Origin of the sequence: Novosphingobium marinum, assembly GCF_013408095.1 — a bacterium.
Lineage (GTDB): Bacteria > Pseudomonadota > Alphaproteobacteria > Sphingomonadales > Sphingomonadaceae > Novosphingobium > Novosphingobium marinum.
Map to the genome: position 1 here is coordinate 370,546 of NZ_JACBZF010000003.1, position 19,936 is coordinate 390,481.

Consider the following 19,936-nt stretch of genomic DNA (forward strand, 5'->3'; position numbering starts at 1 on the left):
GGCCCGTCCCGATTGGGACGGACCGCCCGCCGAGTGACCTGGACCTGTCAGGAGGGGTCAGGCAGCCTGCTCGGCAATCTCACCAGTCGCATCGTCGCTGACCGTTTCGTCAGCTTCGTCATCAATCCACGCAGCTTCTTCGAGATCGGCTGGAACATCGGCATCAGTGAACCGCATGATCGAAGGAACCCAGGCCTGCGCCCGTTCCTTGACCTCGGCCTCGCCGATGAAGTTGCCCGAGAAGATGCGTTCGGCAGCGCTCGCCAGTTCGGCCTTCTTCGATGCGGCATAGCGACTGACCAGTTCGGGACCACCAGCAGCGTCGAGCGCTTCGAGCGTGCGAGCCTTGGCCACGCGGTCGAAGTAGTTCGCCGCCGTAGGACGCCACCAATGCGCGGTCTCGATTTCGAGGAGGGAGCCGAGTGCTTCGTGCAGCGGCACCGAGCGTTCGCCTTCGCAGGCCAGGCTGGCAACCAGTGTGCGCGAGACGACATGGCCGAGCCAGGCCGAACGCACTTCGTCGGAAAGCGCCCGGAAGCTCGCAAATCGCTCCACGTCGCTTTCGCCAGAACGCCAGCTCTCATTGAGCGAACCGGCAAACTCGGCCAGCGCAGCGCTCGCCGGCTCGTCCTTGGCCTCGAACCCAGTGACCGGGCCGGACGCGACGGGGCCAGACAGCGTCGATGCCTTCTTGGCGCGCCAGTCGTGTCCATCTGCATCTGCGAGCGTGAAGACCATGAAGTCGAGCGCCAGTGCCGGATCGTTGGCGAGGTGGATCGCCAGGATATCGCGGCGCTGCATTGCCAGTTCGTCGAGTAGGCGCTGCGACAAAGAGCTTCCCTTGGGCTTCGCCGCACCGCTCTCTTCAATGGGCTCGACCACGCCTTCGTCAGCGATGACCTCGGTCTCGGTGTAGAACTGCGGGACCAAGGTCGGCTCGCCATTGCGCGAGAGGACGAGGAAGGCACCGGCCTCGGCTTTCAGTTCGTCGGCCAGCACCGGCGGACGATCGGTGAGGTCCCGCATGGCGCGATTGATCGCCACCAGTTCCTCCTCGGCCTTGGCGACCTCGTCCTCGTCGCTGTCCTCGTCTTCGAGAATGGCGGCGACGCGGTCGTAGTCGGCCTCGAGCTCGCCGAGCTCCTGCGCTTCCTGCTCGGTCATCGGTGCAGGTTCGCAAGGCAAGCGATTGAGGCCGTCGACAAGGTCATGGCTGACATAGGTGCCAAGCGTCGGCCGGACCCAGGCAAGGCCATATTCGAGCGCGGCCTTTTCTGCCGCCCCTTCCATGGCCTTGTGCGCGAGGTCCTCGAGCAGCGCGACATCGATCCAGCTCTCGCTGGCATCATCGTCGAACAATTCGCGCTCGATCCGGCCACCTGCGGCGAGGTACGCATCGCGTCCGACCAGAACGGCTCGCGGATCGGAACCGCGCACCGTGGCATCAAGCACCATGCGGCGGATCGTGTCAGGCGTGATCTGGTACCAGGCGTCCTGCAACTCGGCATAGACATGCGCCTGTCGCTCGATGTCAGAGATTGCGCCGTAGGCCTTGGCCATGTCGAGCGTGATGGTGCCTTCGGCGAGCGCTTCGAAGACGCAAGGCGCGAGAGAGGCCAGGCGCAGCCGTCCTTCGACAAAACGGACAGTGAGGCCGAAGCGGCGCGCCACGTCTTCTGTGGTAGCCCCCGCCTCGATGATGGAGGCGAAGGCCTGGGCCTCGTCGGCCGGATTCATCGCGAGACGTTGGAAGTTTTCGGCAAGGCTGGCTTCACGCACCTCGCTTTCCTCGCCTTCGATCACGAGGCAGGTGACCTCGTGGTTTTGGGACAAGGTGCCCTCTTCGGCCAGTGCCTGCAGCGCGGCGAGCCGACGACCGCCGGCCTCGACCTCGAACTTGCCGCGCTTTCCTTTGCGAACGACGAGGTTCTGCAGCAGACCGCGCGCAGCAATGTCTGCCCGCAGCTGGAGGTCGGCGAGCACGTCGCTCGACTTGCGAACGTTGCGGGGGCTCGCAGCGAGCTTCTTCAAGGGGATCGACTGGATCATGGGTTTTCTCCTGATGGAATGAAGGCGCAGGTGAGGATCACGAGGCCCACAAGCCCAAAGGGCTCCCTCCACTCTCTTCAATGGCTGTGGCGACCATCTATACGACCGAGATGGGGCGAGCAGGGATCGGCTGAGTTCCGTCCATGAGAGCAGTTGTTCTCAATGCGCGAACCCATTCGCAGGCCCGTCATCAGCGGGCACAGGCAGATCAGCCGCTCGGACTGGAGGAAGGACGTGATTAGGCTCCGGCGTACGCGATACGGGAGCTTATCGATTCATTCAGTCACACGGAGGGGAGGAGAGAAGGGGAAACTTGAGCGCAATCGAAGGCAGCGCTCAGATTCATCCGGACCCTGACCTCTTCAGCGGAGCCTATGCCTATCCGCTGCTAAGCAAGCGCTCTTCGAGAAGCGTCCGAAAATCCCGACGCGCATCAGCGATTACGAACACGGTCACCTGACCGGGTGCTGGCTCGGGCTGATACCCGTAGATGATGCGGAACGGAAAGCGCGACAATTGCCGAAAGTCGGTAATCCCGAGAGCCTCAAGTTCCGGTGGAACCGGTCCTTTCTCAGGATTGTTCACAAGGGATTCGATAGACGCGACAATGTCATCCAGCAGTGCGTCCGCACCATCGTCGCCATCCGGCCCGCGCTGCGTCAGGCGGCGCTGCCAGATACCCGTGAGATCGCGCTCCGCACCGGAGGTGATCTCGATCGCTACGGCGGCCGTCATCATTCAGTTTGACTTACCCCGTACGCGATCCGCAAGGCCTGCCACCAGGCGGGTCCGACCGGCGGCAACATCGGCCTGTCCGAGCGCCAGAAGTTTTAGCAGAGCGAGCGTTTCCTGTGCGCGCTCGTAGCTGGCGACATCCTGCAGAACTGCCTTGGCTTCGCCATTCTGCGTGATGACCATTGGCCCGGCGCCATCTCCAATCTCCCGGATAATTTCGGCGCTGTGGGCCTTCAGATAGCTGATCGGTTTGATGCGCTGGTCCAGCTTCATAGAACACCTTAGGACTGAATTTGGTCTCTATATAGACCAGTTTAGGGCAAATGAGAAGTTCAAGGCTCGATTGCGATGCTTTGGAGGATCTCGCTTGCTCTCGAGACCGAGGCAAATAGCCGCGTGCGGTAGCGGATGATCTCGGTGAAGCAGCCCTTGTTCTTGTACCAGTCGAGGCGATCCGGCGAGAATCCGGTCAGTTCAAGGCGCTGTTCGCCGCCGACCAGCGAGCGCTTCAAGGTGAGTGGATCGTGGCTCACAAGGCCCAGCGGTTTGCCGCTGGCGAGGACGAGGTCGCCGATCTGATCTGCCGATGGTCCGACAACGCCGGAGAGGCCAAAGGTTTCGGCGATTGCGGCGAGATCGATATCGAGCACTTCGCGGCCGATGATCGCTTGACCATCTTCGGCAACGAGCCGGGTGACCCGAACATGATCGCCGGGCAGGCGCTTCCAGACCGGGAGCAACAGGCCGGTAGCAAGATGGACGCGCTCGGTCACCGGTGACATGGCCGCCTCTGCTTCCTCGGCCCGCCAGGCGCTCGTGAACGCGGTGACGCCAATTTCTTCCCAGTGGCTTTCACCGAGTGCCTCAAGCGTCCAGTTCGCGGACTTGAGCGGTCGAAGCAGGCGCCGGCGTTCGATCACGGCGCCGTCGTCAGCGATGAGGCGCCGGACAGGAACCGACAGGGCGACCTTGCCCGAGCGCGCATTGCGCATCGGGATCGCGTGCGGGCTGCCAATCTCGTGCATCCGCACCAGGCGCTGCAATCTTAGGGGCCGAAGGTGCCTCGTTACTTCGAGCGAGACAAGACGGGTCTCGGCACCGGTCACGGGGTCCGTGCGCAGGAGTTCGTCGGCGAGGACCGTGAAGTGATCGACCCTCACGGTTTCCAGTCCCTGGTCGAGCGTCCCGGCCTCGCGCGCGGCTTCGATCCGCGCTTCGACGAGGCCGAGATATTCATCGAAGATCGCGTTCTGGAGCGCGATCGGCAGCGCGAGGATGCGGTTGAGCCAGCGCTGGATCGTGGGGAGATTGTCAGTCAGCCCGCCATCGGGGTTTTCGAGCCTAAGCCCGGTGCGCTCGACGAAGTTACCGAAGCTCGTGGCTTCGAGCTTGCCGTCATAGAGCAGCTGGAACCAGCGGCTGAGCGCATCGCGCGCATAGTCGCTTTCGAGATTGTCGGCCGGATCGAAAAGGTTTTGTCCGCCGGTCTGGCGCTGACCGCGCGTAAGCGCGCCCAAAGCGTCGAGCCTTCGCGCAATAGTCGAGATGAACCGGCGCTCGCCCTTCACATCTGTGGTGACCGGGCGGAACAGCGGGGCCGAGGCCTGGTTGGTGCGGTTGGTACGACCAAGACCTTGGATGGCGTTGTCGGCGCGCCATCCCGGCTCGAGCAGAAAATGGACCCGGCGTTGCTGATTCCTGGCGCCGAGGTCGGCATGGTAGGAACGCCCCGTACCGCCGGCATCCGAGAAGACCAGGATGCGCTTGGTCCCTTCCATGAAGCTTTGCGCTTCGGCGACATTCGCACTGGGGCTCCGGCGTTCGAGGCGCTGCTGACCATCGCGGCCCAGGACCAGCCTGCGGGTCCGGCCCGTAACCTCGGCCACGGCTTCGGTTCCAAAGTACTCGATGATCGCATCGAGTGCTGTGGCGATCGGCGGCAGCGCACAGAGCTGTTCGATCAGCGCATCGCGCGCGGCCATGGCGCGCGGGCAGAAAACGGGATTGCCTTCCTCGTCGCTCATCGCCTCGGAGCGAAGATTTCCGTCCTCGTCGGCGAAGACCTGCATCAATCGCACAGGGAAGCTCATCGCAAGATAGTCGATGACATATTCACGCGGGGACAGATCGATGTCGAGCGCTTCGCGTTCTTCCACGCTAAGGTCGGCAAGGCGCCGGTCGAGCATGGCCTCGGCGGTCGAGACGAGCTGCACGACAACCGAATGATCATCGCCAAGCGCCGCTTCCATCGCGGGGATCAGGCTCGGCAGTTTCATCGAGAGCAGGAGCTGGGCAAAGAAGCGCTGCTTGGTGCCTTCGAAGATCGACAGCGCAGCAGCTTTGGCGTTGCGATTGAGCGTATCGCCGCTGTCCTCGTCGACCACGCGGGTTGCTTCGAGCGCGGCTTCTAGGTTGCGGTGAATGATCGCCCAGGCATCGGCATAGGCATCGTAGATCCGCACCTGTGCTTCGGTCAGGCTGTGTTCGAGGATCTCGTACTCTACCCAGGCGAAGGACAGCGCACGGGCGAGATAGAGGCCCTGAGCCTTTAGGTCGCGGGCGACAAGCTCCATCGCCGCGACGCCGCCAGCGCGGATCTCGGTCAAGAACGCCTCGTGGGTCGGGAAAGCGGTCTCGGGTCCCCAGAGGCCAAGCCGGGAAGTATAGCCCAGATTGGCGATATCCGAGGCGCCAGTGGCAGACGCGTAGAGCACCCGGGCGCGCGGGAGACGGTTCTGTAGCCTGAGGCCCGCCATCCCCTGTTCGGAGCCTTTGACCTTGCCACGGGTTGATGAGCCCCCGAGCGCATTGGCCATGGCGTGGGCTTCGTCGAAAGCGATCACGCCGTCGAAATCCACGCCCGCCCAGGCAAGAATCTGGTCGAGCCGCGTATCCTCGGCGCGGCCCGAGCGCAGCGTCGGATAGGTGACGAAGAGAATGCCTTCGGACATCGTAATGGATTGGCCGAGTTTCCAGCGTGAGAGCGGCTGGAGATCGAGTGGCAGCCCGCCAAGCGCTTCCCAGTCGCGGCGTGCATCTTCGAGCAGCGCCTCGTTCTTGGTGATCCAGATATGGCGACGCTCGCCTGCGAGCCAGCGGTCCATGATGACTGCGGCGATCTGTCGTCCCTTGCCCGCTCCGGTTCCGTCGCCAAGGAAGAAGCCTTGGCGGAATGCGTGCCCGTCTTCGGACAGTTCCAGCGCGGTGCCTTCCTGACTGATTTTGAACTGGCCCGGTAGGTCGCGCGCGAATGCCTGGGCAGCGTAGACCAGTGTCTCGCACTGAGCCTCGGATAAAAGGCCATCGGCCTGCCAGTTGGTGGGGAGACGTGGCCGCACTTCCGGCTGCGGAGCCGCGACCGAGCCCATCGCGACCGATTCCACGAGCGGGGTGGGATGTACCAGCGCATCCTCGAACGCGATGCGGCTGGGCCGGTAGGGCAGGTAGATGCCTGTTTGTTCAGGCACCGGCGCAGGTTCGGCGAGGACCGAATAGGTCAGCTCGATCGCAGTTGCTGTGAGTGCAGGAGTCCCTGCAAATGGTGCTACCGGGCGGACTGGCGCGCGATACACTGAGGTCTTGCCAACGAGGCAGACTGGCTTCCCGATTGCCAGGCGATGGATGTTGGTGGAGGTCTCTACGCGTGGCGGAAGCGCGTTGAGCAGCTCGTGGAGCGCGATGAGATCGCAGGTATCTCCGGTGATCGCTGACGAGGGCGCAGTCGACACCTTGTCGATCACGATCAGGCGAACGGCAATCCCCGTCCCTGTCCGGCGAAACATCTGCTCCAAGCGGACATTGAGCAGGAGCGACGCTTCGTCCTGTGCTTTGGCGAACGTGGAAGCATCGAATCCTTCGGGCATGATCGCAACAATCCTCGCCCCAGCAGCAGCAGACCGGATTGCACTTCGAAGGTGGCGCTGTGCCGTCTCGCCGTCCATGCCTCGTTCCTGGCTCCGGGCGAACGGCGCGTTCATCAGCACGACTGACGGAACAGGGCCGCGATGCAGGTCGGCGATCAGTTCCCCGTCATGCGCAGTGATTGTGGCCTTGGGGAAGATATGGCCCAGGCTGTCTCGTCTTGCCGGATCGATCTCATTGAGAAGCAGCGAGGCACTCTGAACGCTGCCCCAAAGAGCAAGCGCACCATTGCCTGCGGATGGTTCGAGGAGCGTGTCTTGCGCAGAGATAGCTGCGGCCTTCGCCGTCAGCCAGGCCAGCATCGGCGGGGTGGAGAACTGCTGGAGCTCGACCTGTGCTTCGCTGCGAACGTGCCGGGGCGGCAAGGCTGCTTCGAGCCAGTCGAACCGCGCTTCGGCTTCGTGCACGCTTGTCGTCAGATCGATGCGTGAAGACTCGCGAAGCCAGAGCAGTGCGCCGATCTCGGCCGCGTTGTTGTAGTCGTCGATAGTCCAGGCGCTTCCCCAGTCCAGGGCGCCGGTCTCTTCAGCGAAGAAGCCGGAAATGTCCGCACGGGTAAGATGACGTCCCGAAGCGAGAAGTTCGGCAACTCGGGTGCCGATGGCATAAGCCAGGGGCTCTGACGGCGACTGCTCGCCAGCTGGAAACAGGTCTGATTGAAACATGGCAATTCGTGCTCCTGATGGGGGCATCGGGACACGCCCTCTGCCGGATCAGGAATTCGAGAAGCCCTCTCTCCTCTACCGCGCCGCTTTGCGGCGCAGCCATGCCGTGAGTTCATCGTTCCAGTCGGTGTCGTTTAAGGAAGGCTTGCGAACGTGGATTGACCGCCCATCGTGGGCATAAGCGGCCAGGCCACGGGACGCGGCTAGCTCGCCGCCAGCATCGTGATCGACGAAGAGATGAAGCTCGGTCACGCTCTCAGGCACGCTGACGAGGCCGAACCGCTCATTGCCCAGGGTCGCCCAGACGGGGATGCCGGTAAGAGCATAGGCCGACATCGCGCTTTCGATGCCCTCGGCGAGGCCGAGCTTGCCGGAAACCGGAGCGAAGAGGCGGACGGCAGCTTCACCGAGCGCGCCGAGCGCGCGCTTCGGTTTGTCGAATTCGGCCTTGGCATTGCCCGAAAGGAATGTGCGATGGATGGCGATCGGCCCCTCATCGAGACTGACCGCCGAGATCATGGCCGGCAAAAAGCGGGTGCGTCCCTTCGGGCCAAGCGGTGTTCGCGGATGAAAGCGGAGCGCTGACGATGCGGCGAGAATGCCTCGGCTCTCCAAGTAAGCCTTTGCCGGACTGGTAAGCAGCGGTTGCGCATCGCGCCAGATGCGCAAGGCAGCGGCCGAAGGCTTCGCTGCGTGACCAGTGTCCATCGTGGGCTCGATTGCACCTTCCGAAAACAAGGTTGACGCCGGTACGCCTTCACGCGCTAGCGCTGCGAGCACGGACTCCTGATCGCATCCGGCAAAGCAATGGAGGAGAATGGCTCCTCGCCCGAGTGACACACCGAGTGACGGCGTACGGTCGTCATGCGCAGGGCAGCAGGCCATGCCCTTTGTGCCGGACCATTTGCCGCCCCGGTTTTCACAGATGCGGCGGGCGGCTTCTTCCAAAGAGCTTATCTTGGTGGAATATCGGTGGGACATGGCACATCGCGATCCTTTCGGCTCGCTCACAAAGGCCCTCCTCCCCTCCAGCCCTTCTGTGTTGTAAGAACAGGTCGGAGGGGATTCACGTCTGCACTGCGAGCCCGTCGATTTGAGCGTCACATCGACATCGCCGCTCACCCGCGAGGTCTACCGATTATTCGTAGTGACTTCTCACTAGCGCCATTGATCCTTATTGCTGCCCCACGACCTGGTCAGTTTAGATCATGCGACACGTTACCTAATCGAAAATTCCGGTCCGATCTTTCCTTTTGCAAATCGCGTCGTGCCTTCGGAAGGTAGTCCCGCCAAGTCCGTCGATGAGTGATATGGCTGATTTTGCCGGGCTTGCTCATTCCCGCCATCGCGGCAACCGCCATTCTGCCATGGCCGGTTTGATCATTTTCACGAGCGAATAATGTCTTCGCGCGTTCGATTTCCTCGTCTGAATAATGCATTCGATGCTCCATCGGGTTGGACCTGCGAGAGCGTTCGAACGAAATTCGGCGAACCCTCTGCAGGGTCCGCCGGTTAACCTCCAACTGGAGGACGGGACCTCGGAATTCTTCCGAGGCTGTCGGCTTGTGCCGACATGCGTGACGTTTGCGATATAGTCGCTGAGACAATTCGCGCAACTGCACAGCGACTTTTGAAGTACGATGGTCAAGCCGCGGCCTAGCGACCGCTCACTAGCGCCTCTCCACTCAGTCATGGTCATTGTAAGCCTCGTGCAGGAGGCGGTGAAGCATCTTCCTTCGGTAAATCTGCTTCAAGCGAAAGAGCACAAAAACATGACATATCATTTCTATTTGCGGAATTTAGCATGATATGTCATATATCGGGCCATGCCCCGTTCGTCTCGAGCTGCTAGCGGACTACCGCCCCAGAGCCAACGTGCGATTACACGGCTAGGTAAGGATATCGCCCTTGCTCGCCGCCGGAGAAAACTTCCTCAGCGTTTAATGGCCGAGCGCATGATCGTCTCGGTTCAAACGCTGCAACGCCTCGAAGCGGGAGATCCTACCGTGGGCCTCGCGGTTCTGGCGAGCGCCCTGCATGTCCTGGGGATGACACAGCGCCTTGCCGAGCTGGTAACCCCAGACAGTGACCGGGCTGGCATCAGCGAGGATTTGTCCCGCCTGCCCCAGAAGACCCACGCTGTCAGCGACGATGATCTGGATTTCTAGCAAGCCGTGACGACCATCCGCACCTATGTCTTCGTGCATCTTGAGGAGGGGCCTGTTCCGGCAGGCCTTCTCACGATGACCGACGAACCGCGCAACCAGTTTGCTACCTTCGCTTACGGGCGGCGTTATCTGGAACGCGCTGACCGTATTGCGGTCGATCCTGTAGCTCTGCCGTTGCACGAAGCTGGAACTTCTCGAACATTCAGGACGGAAGAAGGCTTTGCCGTGTTCGGTGGCATTCGGGATGCTGCTCCTGACGGCTGGGGCCAATACCTAATGTACAAGGCGATGGGCGATCGCTTGCCGAGCGAAATCGATCTCATTCTGGCCTCGGGCGAACATCGCGTGGGTGCGCTCGCCTTTGGGCCGACGTCCGCCCAGCCTGAGAGAATTACGCCATGGGGGGACGGCCCTGCTCCGGGCGAAGAGTTCACGCTCGCAGAGCTAGCAGAAGCCGCCGAACGAGCGCAGCATGTCGACGAACTCGACGAGAACTTGAGGGCGTTGCTGGCCGCCGGGTCATCTCTGGGCGGCGCCCGGCCGAAGGCAGCTACAAAAATCGGCGAGCAGCCCTGGATCGCGAAATTCCAGAAGCGGGGGGATAGCTTTCCCGAATGCAGGGTCGAACTAGCGACAATGCGGCTTGCCGGCGAATGTGGTCTCGACGTTCCGCCACTCGACTTCCGCTGCGTCCTTGATCGCGACATCTATCTGATCGAACGGTTCGACCGGATTCCTCACGGGAACTGGCTGGAGCGTAGGCCCTTCGCTTCGGGGCTCACAATGCTCGGGGCGCATGAGAGCGAGGTCAGCAGCTTCAGCTATGCCGATCTCGCAGGAGCGATCCGGCAATTCGGAACCGAAGTACGTCAGGATCTGCACGAGCTATTTCGTCGTATGCTGCTCAATATCCTCGTCACGAATGATGATGATCACCTGCGTAATCATGGCTTCCTGTTCGATGGTGAGGGTTGGCGGCTATCGCCGCTTTACGATGTAGTGCCAAAGCCGCAGCTGGGACTGGAGCGACGGCTCGTCCTCGGTGTGGGGCCGGAAGGCCGCAATGCAACGATCGAGAATGCTCTCGCCGGTGCCGCGGTCTTCGACCTCGGCCATGAGGACGCGACAGCAATCGCCGAAGACATGAGTAGGATCGTAGCGACACGGTGGGAACACCTATTCACAGAAGCAGGGATAAGCGCGGCTGATCGCAAGCGTTTCGCCACCTGCTTCCGATTGGCAGCACCTGCGTCATGATCACAAACGCAGAAATCCGTTCATGGGGGCGCGCGCTTACCAAATTCGGCACGGTGATTACCCGGTGATTGCTAGCCGAGAAAATGGGGATCAAAAAATGCTAGTTAGTGATTATATATCAGTGTGTTATGATAGTATAGCCACTAAGGTCTGGTATTTCAGGTACCGGCGCCGGTAGGAATTTCCTCTTCTACGCAGCGTTCGATTTCTTTGTCGATTTCAGGCGCGTTTCATCCGAATTGAGAGTCCTCGAAACCTTGGAGGGCGCGGCCTGTGGACTTTGCCTCTTTCGACCTTGCCGCACTCTTGCCGTTCGTCGCGGTGGGCTTTGCGGCGCAACTGGTGGACGGCGCTCTCGGCATGGCGTTCGGGGTGATTTGCAATACCCTGCTCGTCGGGGTTCTGGGCGTTCCGCCCGCCCTGGCGTCGCAGCGGGTCCATCTCGTCGAATGTTTCACCACGGCGACGTCGGGACTCAGTCATCTTATCCACCGCAACATCGATGCTGGACTCTTCTTCCGGCTACTGGTGCCGGGGGTGCTTGGCGGCCTTGCCGGCACCTACCTGCTTGCCAGCATCGATGCAGAGGCGATCAAGCCCTTCGTTCTCGCCTATCTTGCCGCCATCGGCGTCTGGCTGCTGGTCAGGGGTATCCTTTACCCGCCCCGATTGAAGGAAGCGCGCTTCGTTTCCCCGCTGGGTTTTGTCGGCGGTTTCCTCGACGCGGCGGGCGGCGGAGGCTGGGGCCCGGTTGTCACCTCGAACCTGCTCATTCAGGGCGCAGAGCCGAGAAAGGTTATCGGGACGGTGAATTCCGTGGAATTCTTTCTCACTGTCGCGATATCCGCTGCCTTCATCTTTCACCTGGGGATAGCGGATCTGGTCGGGGCGACGCTCGGTCTCCTTATCGGCGGAATGGCGGCCGCGCCGATCGGTGCCTGGGCGGCAAAGCGCATTCCGGCCAAGCCGATGCTCATCCTCGTCGGCATCGTCCTTTCGCTGACCAGCGCATTCGGCATATGGAACGCGCTGATCCGGTAACCGCTCAACCGCAAACGCCACCCGCGGCGAGCACGGCCAGCGTCAGGACGTCGGGGGCAATCGCCGTCATCGGGGCGACCTGCACCGGTTTCTCCATGCCGATCAGCATCGGGCCGATCACCGTGGTGCCCGCCAGTTCGCGCAGCAGCTTGGCCGAAACGTTCGCCGATTGCAGTCCTGGCATGACCAGGACGTTGGCTGGGCCGGAAAGGCGCGAGAAAGGATAGGCCTTCTGGATGATCGGATTGAGCGCCACGTCGGGCGACATCTCGCCTTCGTATTCGAAGCCCGGCGCTTCCTGGTCGAGGATGCTGACCGCCTCGCGAATGCTGTCGAGCCACTTGCCCGAGGGATTACCGAAGGTCGAATACGACAGGAAAGCAACGCGCGGCTCGTGCCCCATGCGGCGCGCGACGGCTGCGGTTTCCTTGGCGATGATTGCCAGGTCGGCGGAGCTCGGGCGCTCGTTGACAGTCGTGTCGGCCATGAACACCGTGTAGTTTTTGCCCACCATCACGTGGATGCCGAACGGCAGCGCACCGGGCTTTGGATCGAGAACGCGGCGGACCTCCTGCATGGACTTGGCGAAGGGCCGCGTCATGCCGGTTATCATCGCATCGCCGACGCCCAGCTTGAGCAGCCCAGCCGAAAAGACGTTGCGGTCCTGGTTGACCATGCGCTGCACGTCGCGCTCGAGGTAGCCGCGGCGTTGCAGTCGCTGGTAGAGCATGTCGACCATCGGCTTGACGTAAGGCGAGCTTGCGGAATTCTGGATGTCGAACGTCGCGGCATCTGTTTCCGACACGCCGAGCTCGGCGAACTTGTCGAGTACCGCCTGCGTGCGCCCGACGAGCACCGGCTCGCCGTACCCGAAGCTGCGGTACTGGATAGCCGCGCGCAGCACGATCTCGTTCTCCGCCTCGGCAAAGACCATCCGCTTGGGGTTTTCCTTCACCTGCGCATAGACCTGTGTCAGCACCGAGGTCGTCGGGTTCAGGCGGCTCTTGAGCGCGTGACGATAGGCCTCGAAGTCCTCGATCTGCGTGCGGGCCACTCCCGATTCCATAGCTGCTTTCGCCACGGCGGAGGGGACGACCTCCATAAGGCGCGGGTCGAACGGCGCGGGGATGATGTACTCGCGACCGAACTGCTGGGTCTTGCCGTAGGCGGCGGCGACTTCCTCGGGAACGTGCTCGCGCGCCAGTTCGGCGATGGCCTTTGCCGCGGCGATCTTCATTTCCTCGTTGATCGCGGTCGCCCGCACGTCCAGCGCGCCGCGGAAGATGAAGGGAAAGCCCAGGACGTTGTTGACCTGGTTCGGGTAGTCAGAGCGCCCGGTGGCGATGATCGCATCGGGGCGGACCGCCTTCACGTCGGGCGGCGAGATCTCGGGATCTGGGTTGGCCATGGCGAAGATGATCGGCTTGGCCGCCATCGACTTGACCATGTCCTGCGTGACGGCGCCGCCGACCGACAGGCCGAGGAATACGTCGGCACCCTCGAGGGCCTCGGTCAGGGTGCGCTTGTCGGTTGCGATCGCGTGTGCCGACTTGAACTGGTCGACCTTCTCGCGACCGGTGTAGATCACGCCCCGGCTGTCGCACATCGTGACATTCTCGTGCTTCACGCCCATCGACTTGATGAGCGAGGTGCAGGCGATGGCCGATGCGCCCGCGCCGTTCACCACCACCTTGATGTCCTCGAACTTGCGCCCCGTGATCAGGCAGGCATTGACGAGGCCTGCCGCCGCGATGATCGCGGTGCCGTGCTGATCGTCGTGCATGACGGGGATCTTCATCCGCTCGCGCAGGGCCTGCTCGATGATGAAGCATTCGGGCGCCTTGATGTCCTCGAGGTTGATGCCGCCGAAGCTCGGCTCCATCATCGCCACTGCCTCGATAATCGCGTCGCAATCCTCGGTGGCCAGTTCGATGTCGATCGAATCGACGTCCGCGAAGCGCTTGAACAGCACGGCCTTGCCTTCCATCACCGGCTTGGATGCGAGCGCACCGAGATTGCCCATGCCGAGGATCGCCGTGCCGTTCGAGACGACGGCGACGAGGTTGCCGCGCGCGGTGTAGTCCCACGCCGCGTCCGGGTCCTTCGCGATCGCGTCCACGGGCACCGCCACGCCCGGCGAATAGGCGAGGCTGAGATCGCGCTGCGTCGCCATCGGCTTTGAGGCGATGATCTCGAGCTTACCGGGCCGGATCGTCTTGTGGTAGAACAGCGCCTCGCGCTCGGTGAACTGGACTTTGTTTTCTTCGGACAACGGCCTTCTCCACGATTCGCCAAGCCGCCTAACCAATGTCAGGCCGACGCGATAGGGGAAAGCTGACCCGCGGCGGCTTCCCGAATCGCACGGCAGGCCTGTAACCGGGTACGCCCATGCCTGCGCAACCCACCCCGATGATGGCCCAGTACCTCGCCCTCAAGGAGGAGGCGGGCAACTGCCTGCTGTTCTATCGCATGGGCGATTTCTTCGAACTCTTTTTCGACGATGCGCGCAAGGCAGCCGGGGTCCTCGACATCGCGCTGACGACGCGCGGCGAGCACGACGGTCAGCCAGTGCCGATGTGCGGGGTGCCCGTGCATGCCGCCGAAAGCTATCTTGCGCGCCTGATCAGGGCCGGGTGCCGGGTGGCGATCGCAGAGCAGGTCGAAACGCCGGCGGAGGCGAAGAAGCGGGGCGGATCGAAGGCGCTGGTCGCGCGCGACATCGTGCGCTTCGTCACCGCTGGAACCCTCACCGAGGAAGCGCTTCTCGAGCCGAGACGCGCGAACGTCCTTGCGGCGGCCTGCGAAGTTCGCGGGAGCATCGGCGTTGCGTCGTGCGACATTTCGACCGGGCGGCTGGAGGTCGAGGAATGCGAACCCGGTGCATTCGGTGCCGCACTTGCGCGCACCGGGATCAGCGAGCTGGTCGTTCCCGACGAGTGGGATGGCGCACCGCCGGGCGCAATCGTCCGGTCGCGCGGCGAATTCGCAAGCGGTGAAGGCGAGCGAAGGCTCAAGGCGATCCACGGGGTCGCGACACTCGACGGCTTCGGCGCGCTTTCGCGCTCGATGCTTGCGGCGGTGGGCGGGCTGCTCGCCTACCTTGAGCATGTCGGGCGGGGCACGCTGCCGTTCCTCCAGCCCCCGGTCGTGCGTACTGGTGGTTCCAGCCTCGCAATGGACGAAGCGACGCGCGCGAGCCTTGAAATCCTTGCGGCAAGCGGCGGCGGCCGGAAGGGGAGCCTGATCGACGCTGTCGACCGCTGCGTGACCGGCGGCGGCGCCCGCCAGCTTGCCGAGGACCTCGCAGCCCCGCTGACCGAAAGGGACGCCATCGCCGCGCGGCTCTCGCTCGTCGGCTGGCTGAACGACGAGGCATTGCTGCGCGACGACTTGCGCGCAACCCTGCGCGCGCTTCCCGATATCGAGCGCGCGCTCGGGAGGATCGTCGCGGGACGCGGCAGCCCGCGCGACCTGGGCCAGCTTCGCGATGGCATGGTCGCAGCGGGGCGGATCCGCGACTTGCTGACCGGGCGCGAGGGTGCTCCGCCATCGCTCGATTCGCTGGTACCGCGACTTGGAGGGCATGCCGCGCTCATCGACCTGCTCACCCGCGCACTGGTGCCTTCGCCGCCGACCGAGCGGTCGCAGGGCGGCTTCATCGCGAGCGGCTACGATGCCGCGCTCGACGAACTTCGCGAAATGTCAGGCAACGCCCGCCGCTCAATCGCCGCGCTCGAAGCGAAGTATCGCAAGGAAACCGGGATTGCGGCGCTGAAGATCAAGCACAACGGCGTCCTCGGCTATTTCATCGAGGTCCCCGCGAAACATGCCGACGCTCTGATGGCGCCCAACAGCGGCTTCACCCATCGCCAGACGATGGCGGGAGCGGTCCGGTTCAACGCGCTGGCGCTTCACGACGAAGCGACGCGGATCGCCGAGGCGGGGGGCCATGCGCTCGCAGCGGAGGAAGCACATTTCGAGGATCTGACCGGGCAGGTCGTCGCGGTTCGAAATGCCATTGCCGCGACGGCTGCTGCGCTCTCGCGCCTCGATGTCTCGGCGGGTCAGGCCGAGCGGGCCGCGGAGGGCGGCTGGTGCCGCCCGGATATCGTGGAGGAGCCCTGCCTGGAAATCGACGGCGGCCGCCATCCGGTCGTGGAGGCTGCCCTGGCCGGATCGGGCGACCGTTTCGTCGCGAACGACTGCAGGCTGGGGGCCAACGACAGACTGTGGCTGATCGGTGGCCCCAACATGGGCGGCAAGTCCACTTTCCTGCGGCAGAACGCGCTGATCGTGCTGCTTGCGCAGGCCGGGGGCTTCGTGCCCGCGCAAGGCGCTCGCATCGGCCTCGTCGACCGGCTGTTCAGCCGGGTGGGGGCCTCCGACAATCTTGCAAGAGGGCGCTCGACGTTCATGGTCGAGATGGTCGAGACCGCTGCTATCCTTTCTCAGGCGACCGAACGCAGCTTCGTCATCCTCGACGAGGTCGGGCGGGGTACATCGACCTACGACGGTCTCGCTCTTGCCTGGGCGGTGGTCGAGGCAGTGCACGAGACGAACCGCTGCCGCTGCCTGTTCGCAACGCATTACCACGAACTGGCCCGGCTGGCCGAAACGTGCGACGCGCTTTCGCTCCACCATGTCCGGGCGCGCGAGTGGAAGGGCGAACTCGTCCTCCTGCACGAGCTTGCCGAAGGCCCGGCGGACCGAAGCTACGGCCTCGCCGTCGCCCGGCTGGCAGGTGTTCCGGCCAACGTCGTCTCACGTGCCAAGGCCGTGCTGGAAAAACTCGAGCGTGGCAGGGCGGAGACCGGGGGGCTGGCAGCCGGCCTGGGTGACCTTCCGCTGTTCGCTGCCGCCGCCGACGCGCAGGAGGAGCGGTGCGACACCCTGAGCGACCGGCTTCGCGACCTGGACATCGACGCGCTCAGCCCGCGCGACGCGCTCGACCTGCTCTACGAACTGAAGCGGGAAGCAGGAACCGGGAGTTAACCCGTCGGGCATAGATCCGGGGGCATGTTCGGGCCTCGCATCAATACCCTTTTTCGCAGTCGCTGGAATGCCATGGTCTGGGCCTGCTTCGTCCTCGCCACGGCCTACTGCTCGGTGCCCTCGCAGGAGGAAACCCACCGCAAGGACGAGACTGCGGCGCAGCACGTGAACCCCTGGGCAAAGGACAGCGCCGAGCCGCGCTGACGATCGCAGCGGTCGCGCAACGCCACCGTCGACGAATGGTTAACGTTTTCGCGGTAGCCTTTCGGACATGTACCAGCTGCTGTTCAAGAACCGCTTCAACGCGCTCGTATTCGTGGCCATCATGCTCTTCAGCGTGCGCATTCTCGTCGGCACCGAGGGTGAGGAAGGAGCGTTGCAGAACGCGACATTGCAGATCGCCGACGACCCTGCGAGGATCGTGCCCACCCAGGCGCTGCCGGTCGCGAAACCGCAGCGTCACGCGTCCGACAAGCAGCAGGACGATGACGACGAAGTGCTTTACGGCTTCACGCCCGAAGCGGACCTGGTCGACGAAGCCGAGGGATTCGATCCGTCGGGCTTTTCCGCCGATCCCAGCGTCGATCTTGGCGAACCCGAAGACGCCTGACCCGAAGGTGCCCGGCCCAGGGTCGCCTGAAATCCCGCGCTGGCAGGCTTGACCTCACGCCGGCAGGGCGTTTTAACCGCCCGCCTGATGTCCGACGATCATGCTTACAACCGGGCCGCGAAAGCGGACAAGGACGATACGCGCGTCGAGCTCGCGCAGGACCGCACCGACATGGCCGAGGACCGCACGGTCATGGCGGTCGAACGAACCTACGCGGGCTGGATCCGCACTGCATTCGGCGCGATAGCAATTGGTCTGGGCTTTCGCGCTCTGTTTGGCGAACTCGAGCCGCCCTGGCTGGCAAAGGTTATCGCCACGGTCTTTATCGCGCTGGCGATCCTGCTCTCGCTGAATGCCCAGCACCATGCGGTGTGCACTCTCAAGAAGATGAAACCGCAGGCGGTCGAACTGCCCGGAAAGACGAGGATTCGGATCATCGCCTACTGTGTTGCTGTGGGAGCGGCGCTGCTGATCGCGGGGCTCTGGATGCTCAACGACGGCGATATCTCGTCGGCTTCGCCGGGACCAGCCTGAGCAGCGCCGCTGCGCGATCAGGTTCCGTCGCCGCGCAGGCCGTCCGGTTTCGATTCGCGTCCGTACTTGTCGACGTTGTCGTCGTGGTTCGGTTCGCCGGCGAAAGCCGAATTGTCGATCTGGCCGCTCGTGTCCATCTGCTTCATGTGATCGACAAGGTCTTGCGCCTCGGCTGCGTTGAAAGTCGATTCCAGCTTCTCGCTGTCCACGCTGCCAAGCACCGAAATGGACCGGTTCATGGCCTGCCCGGCGACCGTCTGCGCCTGACCGTAGGCTTCCACCTGCTCCGAATTCTCGTTTTCGGGAGCGAGTTCATCGGTCTGGCGACGCTCGCCGTCGAATTTGCTGGGCTTGTCGTTCATGCCAATTCTCCTTTGCCCTGCACAACGGCCGGGCAAAGGAGCAGGTTCCACGCCCGGTCCCGGGCGCGCGAACGGTTCAGCGCGTGGGCACGGGCTTGTCGCCGGAATAGTCGTAGAAGCCGCGACCCGACTTGCGCCCGTACCAGCCTGCCTCGACGTACTTTTGAAGAAGCGGCGCGGGCCGGTATTTCGGATCGCCGGTGGTCTGCAGCAGCACCTTCATGATCTCAAGCAGGGTGTCGAGGCCTACGAAGTCCGCAAGGGTGAGCGGCCCCATTGGATGCGACAGACCGAGGATGCAGCCCTTGTCGATATCCTCGACCGAGCCGACGCCGGCGCCCAGAACGCAGATCGCCTCGTTCAGCATCGGACACAGGATGCGGTTGACCACGAAGCCCGGCTCGTCGCCCGCGATGATCACGGTCTTGCCGATCTTCTCGCCGAAGGCCTTGGTGCGCTCGACCGTGTCGGGCGCGGTCGCGAGGCCGGGAATGATCTCGAGCAGCTTCATCACGGGCACCGGATTGAAGAAGTGCATGCCGATGAAGCGCGCCGGATCGGGGGAACTGGCCGCCATCCGGGTGATCGGTATGGATGACGTGTTCGACGCCATCAGCGCTCCTTCCTTGAGCACCTTGCCGGCGGCCTCGAAAATCTTGAGCTTGATGTCCTCGCGTTCGGTCGCGGCCTCGATGATGAGGTCGGCCTTGTCCATCGCGGAATAGTCGCCCACCGGCGTGATCCGCCCAAGCGTGGCGTCGGCGTCGGCCTGCTCGATCTTGCCCTTGGCGACGAACGAGCCTAGGCGCTTCTCGATGCCGGTCTTGCCCTTTTCGGCCCGCGCGACGTCGATATCGCTCAGGACCACGTCCATGCCGTGCTGCGCGATCGTCTGGGCAATGCCGGAGCCCATGATTCCCGCGCCGATTACGCCGACGGTCTGCATCGTCTCAATCCTCCAAAACAGTTTCGCGCGCTGCCTAGCTTCAAAGACGGCGCGTGCAAACCTAGCGTTTCTTCGAAGTGGTCAGCGATTTGCGCCCGGCACCCACAGGACATCGCCCGAAGCATCGGCATTGACGGCGCGCGCAAGGACGAACAGGTAATCGCTGAGGCGATTGATGTAGGCCATCGCGGCGGGATTGACCGGCTCGCTTTCGGCAAGCGCGCTTATCGCCCGTTCGGCGCTGCGGCACGACGCCCGCGCCAGATGCACTCGCGCGGCCGCCTCGCTACCGCCCGGCAGGATGAAGCTGGAGAGCGGCGCCAGTTTCTCGTTCGCCTCGTCGATACGCTCCTCGATCCACGCGGGCTGTGCCGGCACGATGCGCAGGACCATTTCGGAGGGTTCGAAATCCTCGCCGGGCGTAGCAAGATCGGCGCCCAGGTCGAACAGGTCGTTCTGGATGCGCGAAAGGTTCGACGCGTGGGGCTGCGTGTCGAGGGCGGCGAGCGCGAATCCCAGGACGCTGTTCAATTCGTCGACCGCGCCGATAGCCGCCATCCGGGGCGCGTGCTTGGCAAGCCGCGAGCCATCGACGAGACCTGTCGAGCCGTCGTCTCCGGTGCGGGTATAGATGCGGTTGAGCTTTACCAAGGCTG

General features: G+C 63.4%; 17 protein-coding genes. 7 read left to right on the plus strand and 10 right to left on the minus strand.

The window, feature by feature from the left end:
* Positions 1-57 precede the first annotated feature (57 nt).
* From FHS75_RS11120 to FHS75_RS11145, 6 genes are all read right to left on the minus strand, one after another.
* Complete coding sequence (locus FHS75_RS11120; protein ID WP_179407734.1) at positions 58-2,049, minus strand: ParB/RepB/Spo0J family partition protein; 1,992 nt, start codon at positions 2,047-2,049, stop codon at positions 58-60.
* Between the two features lie 378 nt (positions 2,050-2,427).
* Entirely contained in the window at positions 2,428-2,787 is a 360-nt protein-coding gene (locus FHS75_RS11125; protein WP_053833565.1) for a type II toxin-antitoxin system RelE/ParE family toxin, read from the minus strand.
* Entirely contained in the window at positions 2,788-3,057 is a 270-nt protein-coding gene (locus tag FHS75_RS11130) for a type II toxin-antitoxin system Phd/YefM family antitoxin (protein WP_046904049.1), read from the minus strand.
* A 59-nt stretch (positions 3,058-3,116) separates the two neighbouring features.
* The gene (locus FHS75_RS11135; RefSeq protein ID WP_179407735.1) at positions 3,117-7,370 is read right to left on the minus strand and encodes a strawberry notch family protein; all 4,254 of its coding nucleotides are present in this window, start codon (positions 7,368-7,370) and stop codon (positions 3,117-3,119) included.
* 75 nt (positions 7,371-7,445) lie between these two features.
* Positions 7,446-8,492 (minus strand): DUF7146 domain-containing protein, encoded by a 1,047-nt coding sequence (locus FHS75_RS11140; protein ID WP_425325958.1) that lies wholly within the window; start codon positions 8,490-8,492, stop codon positions 7,446-7,448.
* Positions 8,493-8,566: 74 nt separating this feature from the next.
* Positions 8,567-8,809, minus strand: coding sequence for a hypothetical protein (locus FHS75_RS11145; RefSeq protein WP_179407736.1), 243 nt, complete (start codon positions 8,807-8,809; stop codon positions 8,567-8,569).
* A 504-nt stretch (positions 8,810-9,313) separates the two neighbouring features.
* Between FHS75_RS11145 and FHS75_RS11150 the strand changes: the two genes are divergently transcribed.
* The 3 genes from FHS75_RS11150 to FHS75_RS11160 all read left to right on the plus strand — a co-directional run bounded on the left by FHS75_RS11150 (position 9,314) and on the right by FHS75_RS11160 (position 11,836).
* Positions 9,314-9,538: an XRE family transcriptional regulator gene (locus tag FHS75_RS11150; RefSeq protein ID WP_008601437.1), complete on the plus strand. Its 225-nt coding sequence runs from the start codon at positions 9,314-9,316 to the stop codon at positions 9,536-9,538.
* 75 nt (positions 9,539-9,613) lie between these two features.
* Positions 9,614-10,795: a type II toxin-antitoxin system HipA family toxin gene (locus FHS75_RS11155; protein ID WP_218845232.1), complete on the plus strand. Its 1,182-nt coding sequence runs from the start codon at positions 9,614-9,616 to the stop codon at positions 10,793-10,795.
* 273 nt (positions 10,796-11,068) lie between these two features.
* The gene (locus FHS75_RS11160; protein ID WP_179407737.1) at positions 11,069-11,836 is read left to right on the plus strand and encodes a sulfite exporter TauE/SafE family protein; all 768 of its coding nucleotides are present in this window, start codon (positions 11,069-11,071) and stop codon (positions 11,834-11,836) included.
* A 4-nt stretch (positions 11,837-11,840) separates the two neighbouring features.
* On the opposite strand, the gene FHS75_RS11165 is transcribed toward FHS75_RS11160, so the two are convergent.
* Positions 11,841-14,108, minus strand: a complete 2,268-nt coding sequence (locus tag FHS75_RS11165; RefSeq protein WP_179407738.1) for an NADP-dependent malic enzyme — start codon at positions 14,106-14,108, stop codon at positions 11,841-11,843.
* A gap of 116 nt (positions 14,109-14,224) precedes the next feature.
* Between FHS75_RS11165 and mutS the strand changes: the two genes are divergently transcribed.
* From mutS to FHS75_RS11185, 4 genes are all read left to right on the plus strand, one after another.
* Positions 14,225-16,828, plus strand: a complete 2,604-nt coding sequence (gene mutS, locus FHS75_RS11170; protein ID WP_229735561.1) for a DNA mismatch repair protein MutS — start codon at positions 14,225-14,227, stop codon at positions 16,826-16,828.
* A gap of 24 nt (positions 16,829-16,852) precedes the next feature.
* Entirely contained in the window at positions 16,853-17,032 is a 180-nt protein-coding gene (locus FHS75_RS11175; protein WP_179407739.1) for a hypothetical protein, read from the plus strand.
* A 67-nt stretch (positions 17,033-17,099) separates the two neighbouring features.
* Positions 17,100-17,438 (plus strand): hypothetical protein, encoded by a 339-nt coding sequence (locus FHS75_RS11180; RefSeq protein ID WP_179407740.1) that lies wholly within the window; start codon positions 17,100-17,102, stop codon positions 17,436-17,438.
* Between the two features lie 87 nt (positions 17,439-17,525).
* On the plus strand, positions 17,526-17,972 hold the full coding sequence (locus FHS75_RS11185; RefSeq protein WP_179407741.1) for a YidH family protein: 447 nt from the start codon (positions 17,526-17,528) through the stop codon (positions 17,970-17,972).
* A 17-nt stretch (positions 17,973-17,989) separates the two neighbouring features.
* Here the strand turns inward: FHS75_RS11185 and FHS75_RS11190 are convergent, their stop codons facing one another.
* The 3 genes from FHS75_RS11190 to FHS75_RS11200 all read right to left on the minus strand — a co-directional run bounded on the left by FHS75_RS11190 (position 17,990) and on the right by FHS75_RS11200 (position 19,931).
* Positions 17,990-18,334 (minus strand): hypothetical protein, encoded by a 345-nt coding sequence (locus tag FHS75_RS11190; protein ID WP_179407742.1) that lies wholly within the window; start codon positions 18,332-18,334, stop codon positions 17,990-17,992.
* A 76-nt stretch (positions 18,335-18,410) separates the two neighbouring features.
* Complete coding sequence (locus FHS75_RS11195; protein ID WP_179407743.1) at positions 18,411-19,280, minus strand: 3-hydroxyacyl-CoA dehydrogenase family protein; 870 nt, start codon at positions 19,278-19,280, stop codon at positions 18,411-18,413.
* Positions 19,281-19,361: 81 nt separating this feature from the next.
* Positions 19,362-19,931, minus strand: coding sequence for a cob(I)yrinic acid a,c-diamide adenosyltransferase (locus tag FHS75_RS11200; RefSeq protein ID WP_179407744.1), 570 nt, complete (start codon positions 19,929-19,931; stop codon positions 19,362-19,364).
* Between the last annotated feature and the right edge of the window lie 5 nt (positions 19,932-19,936).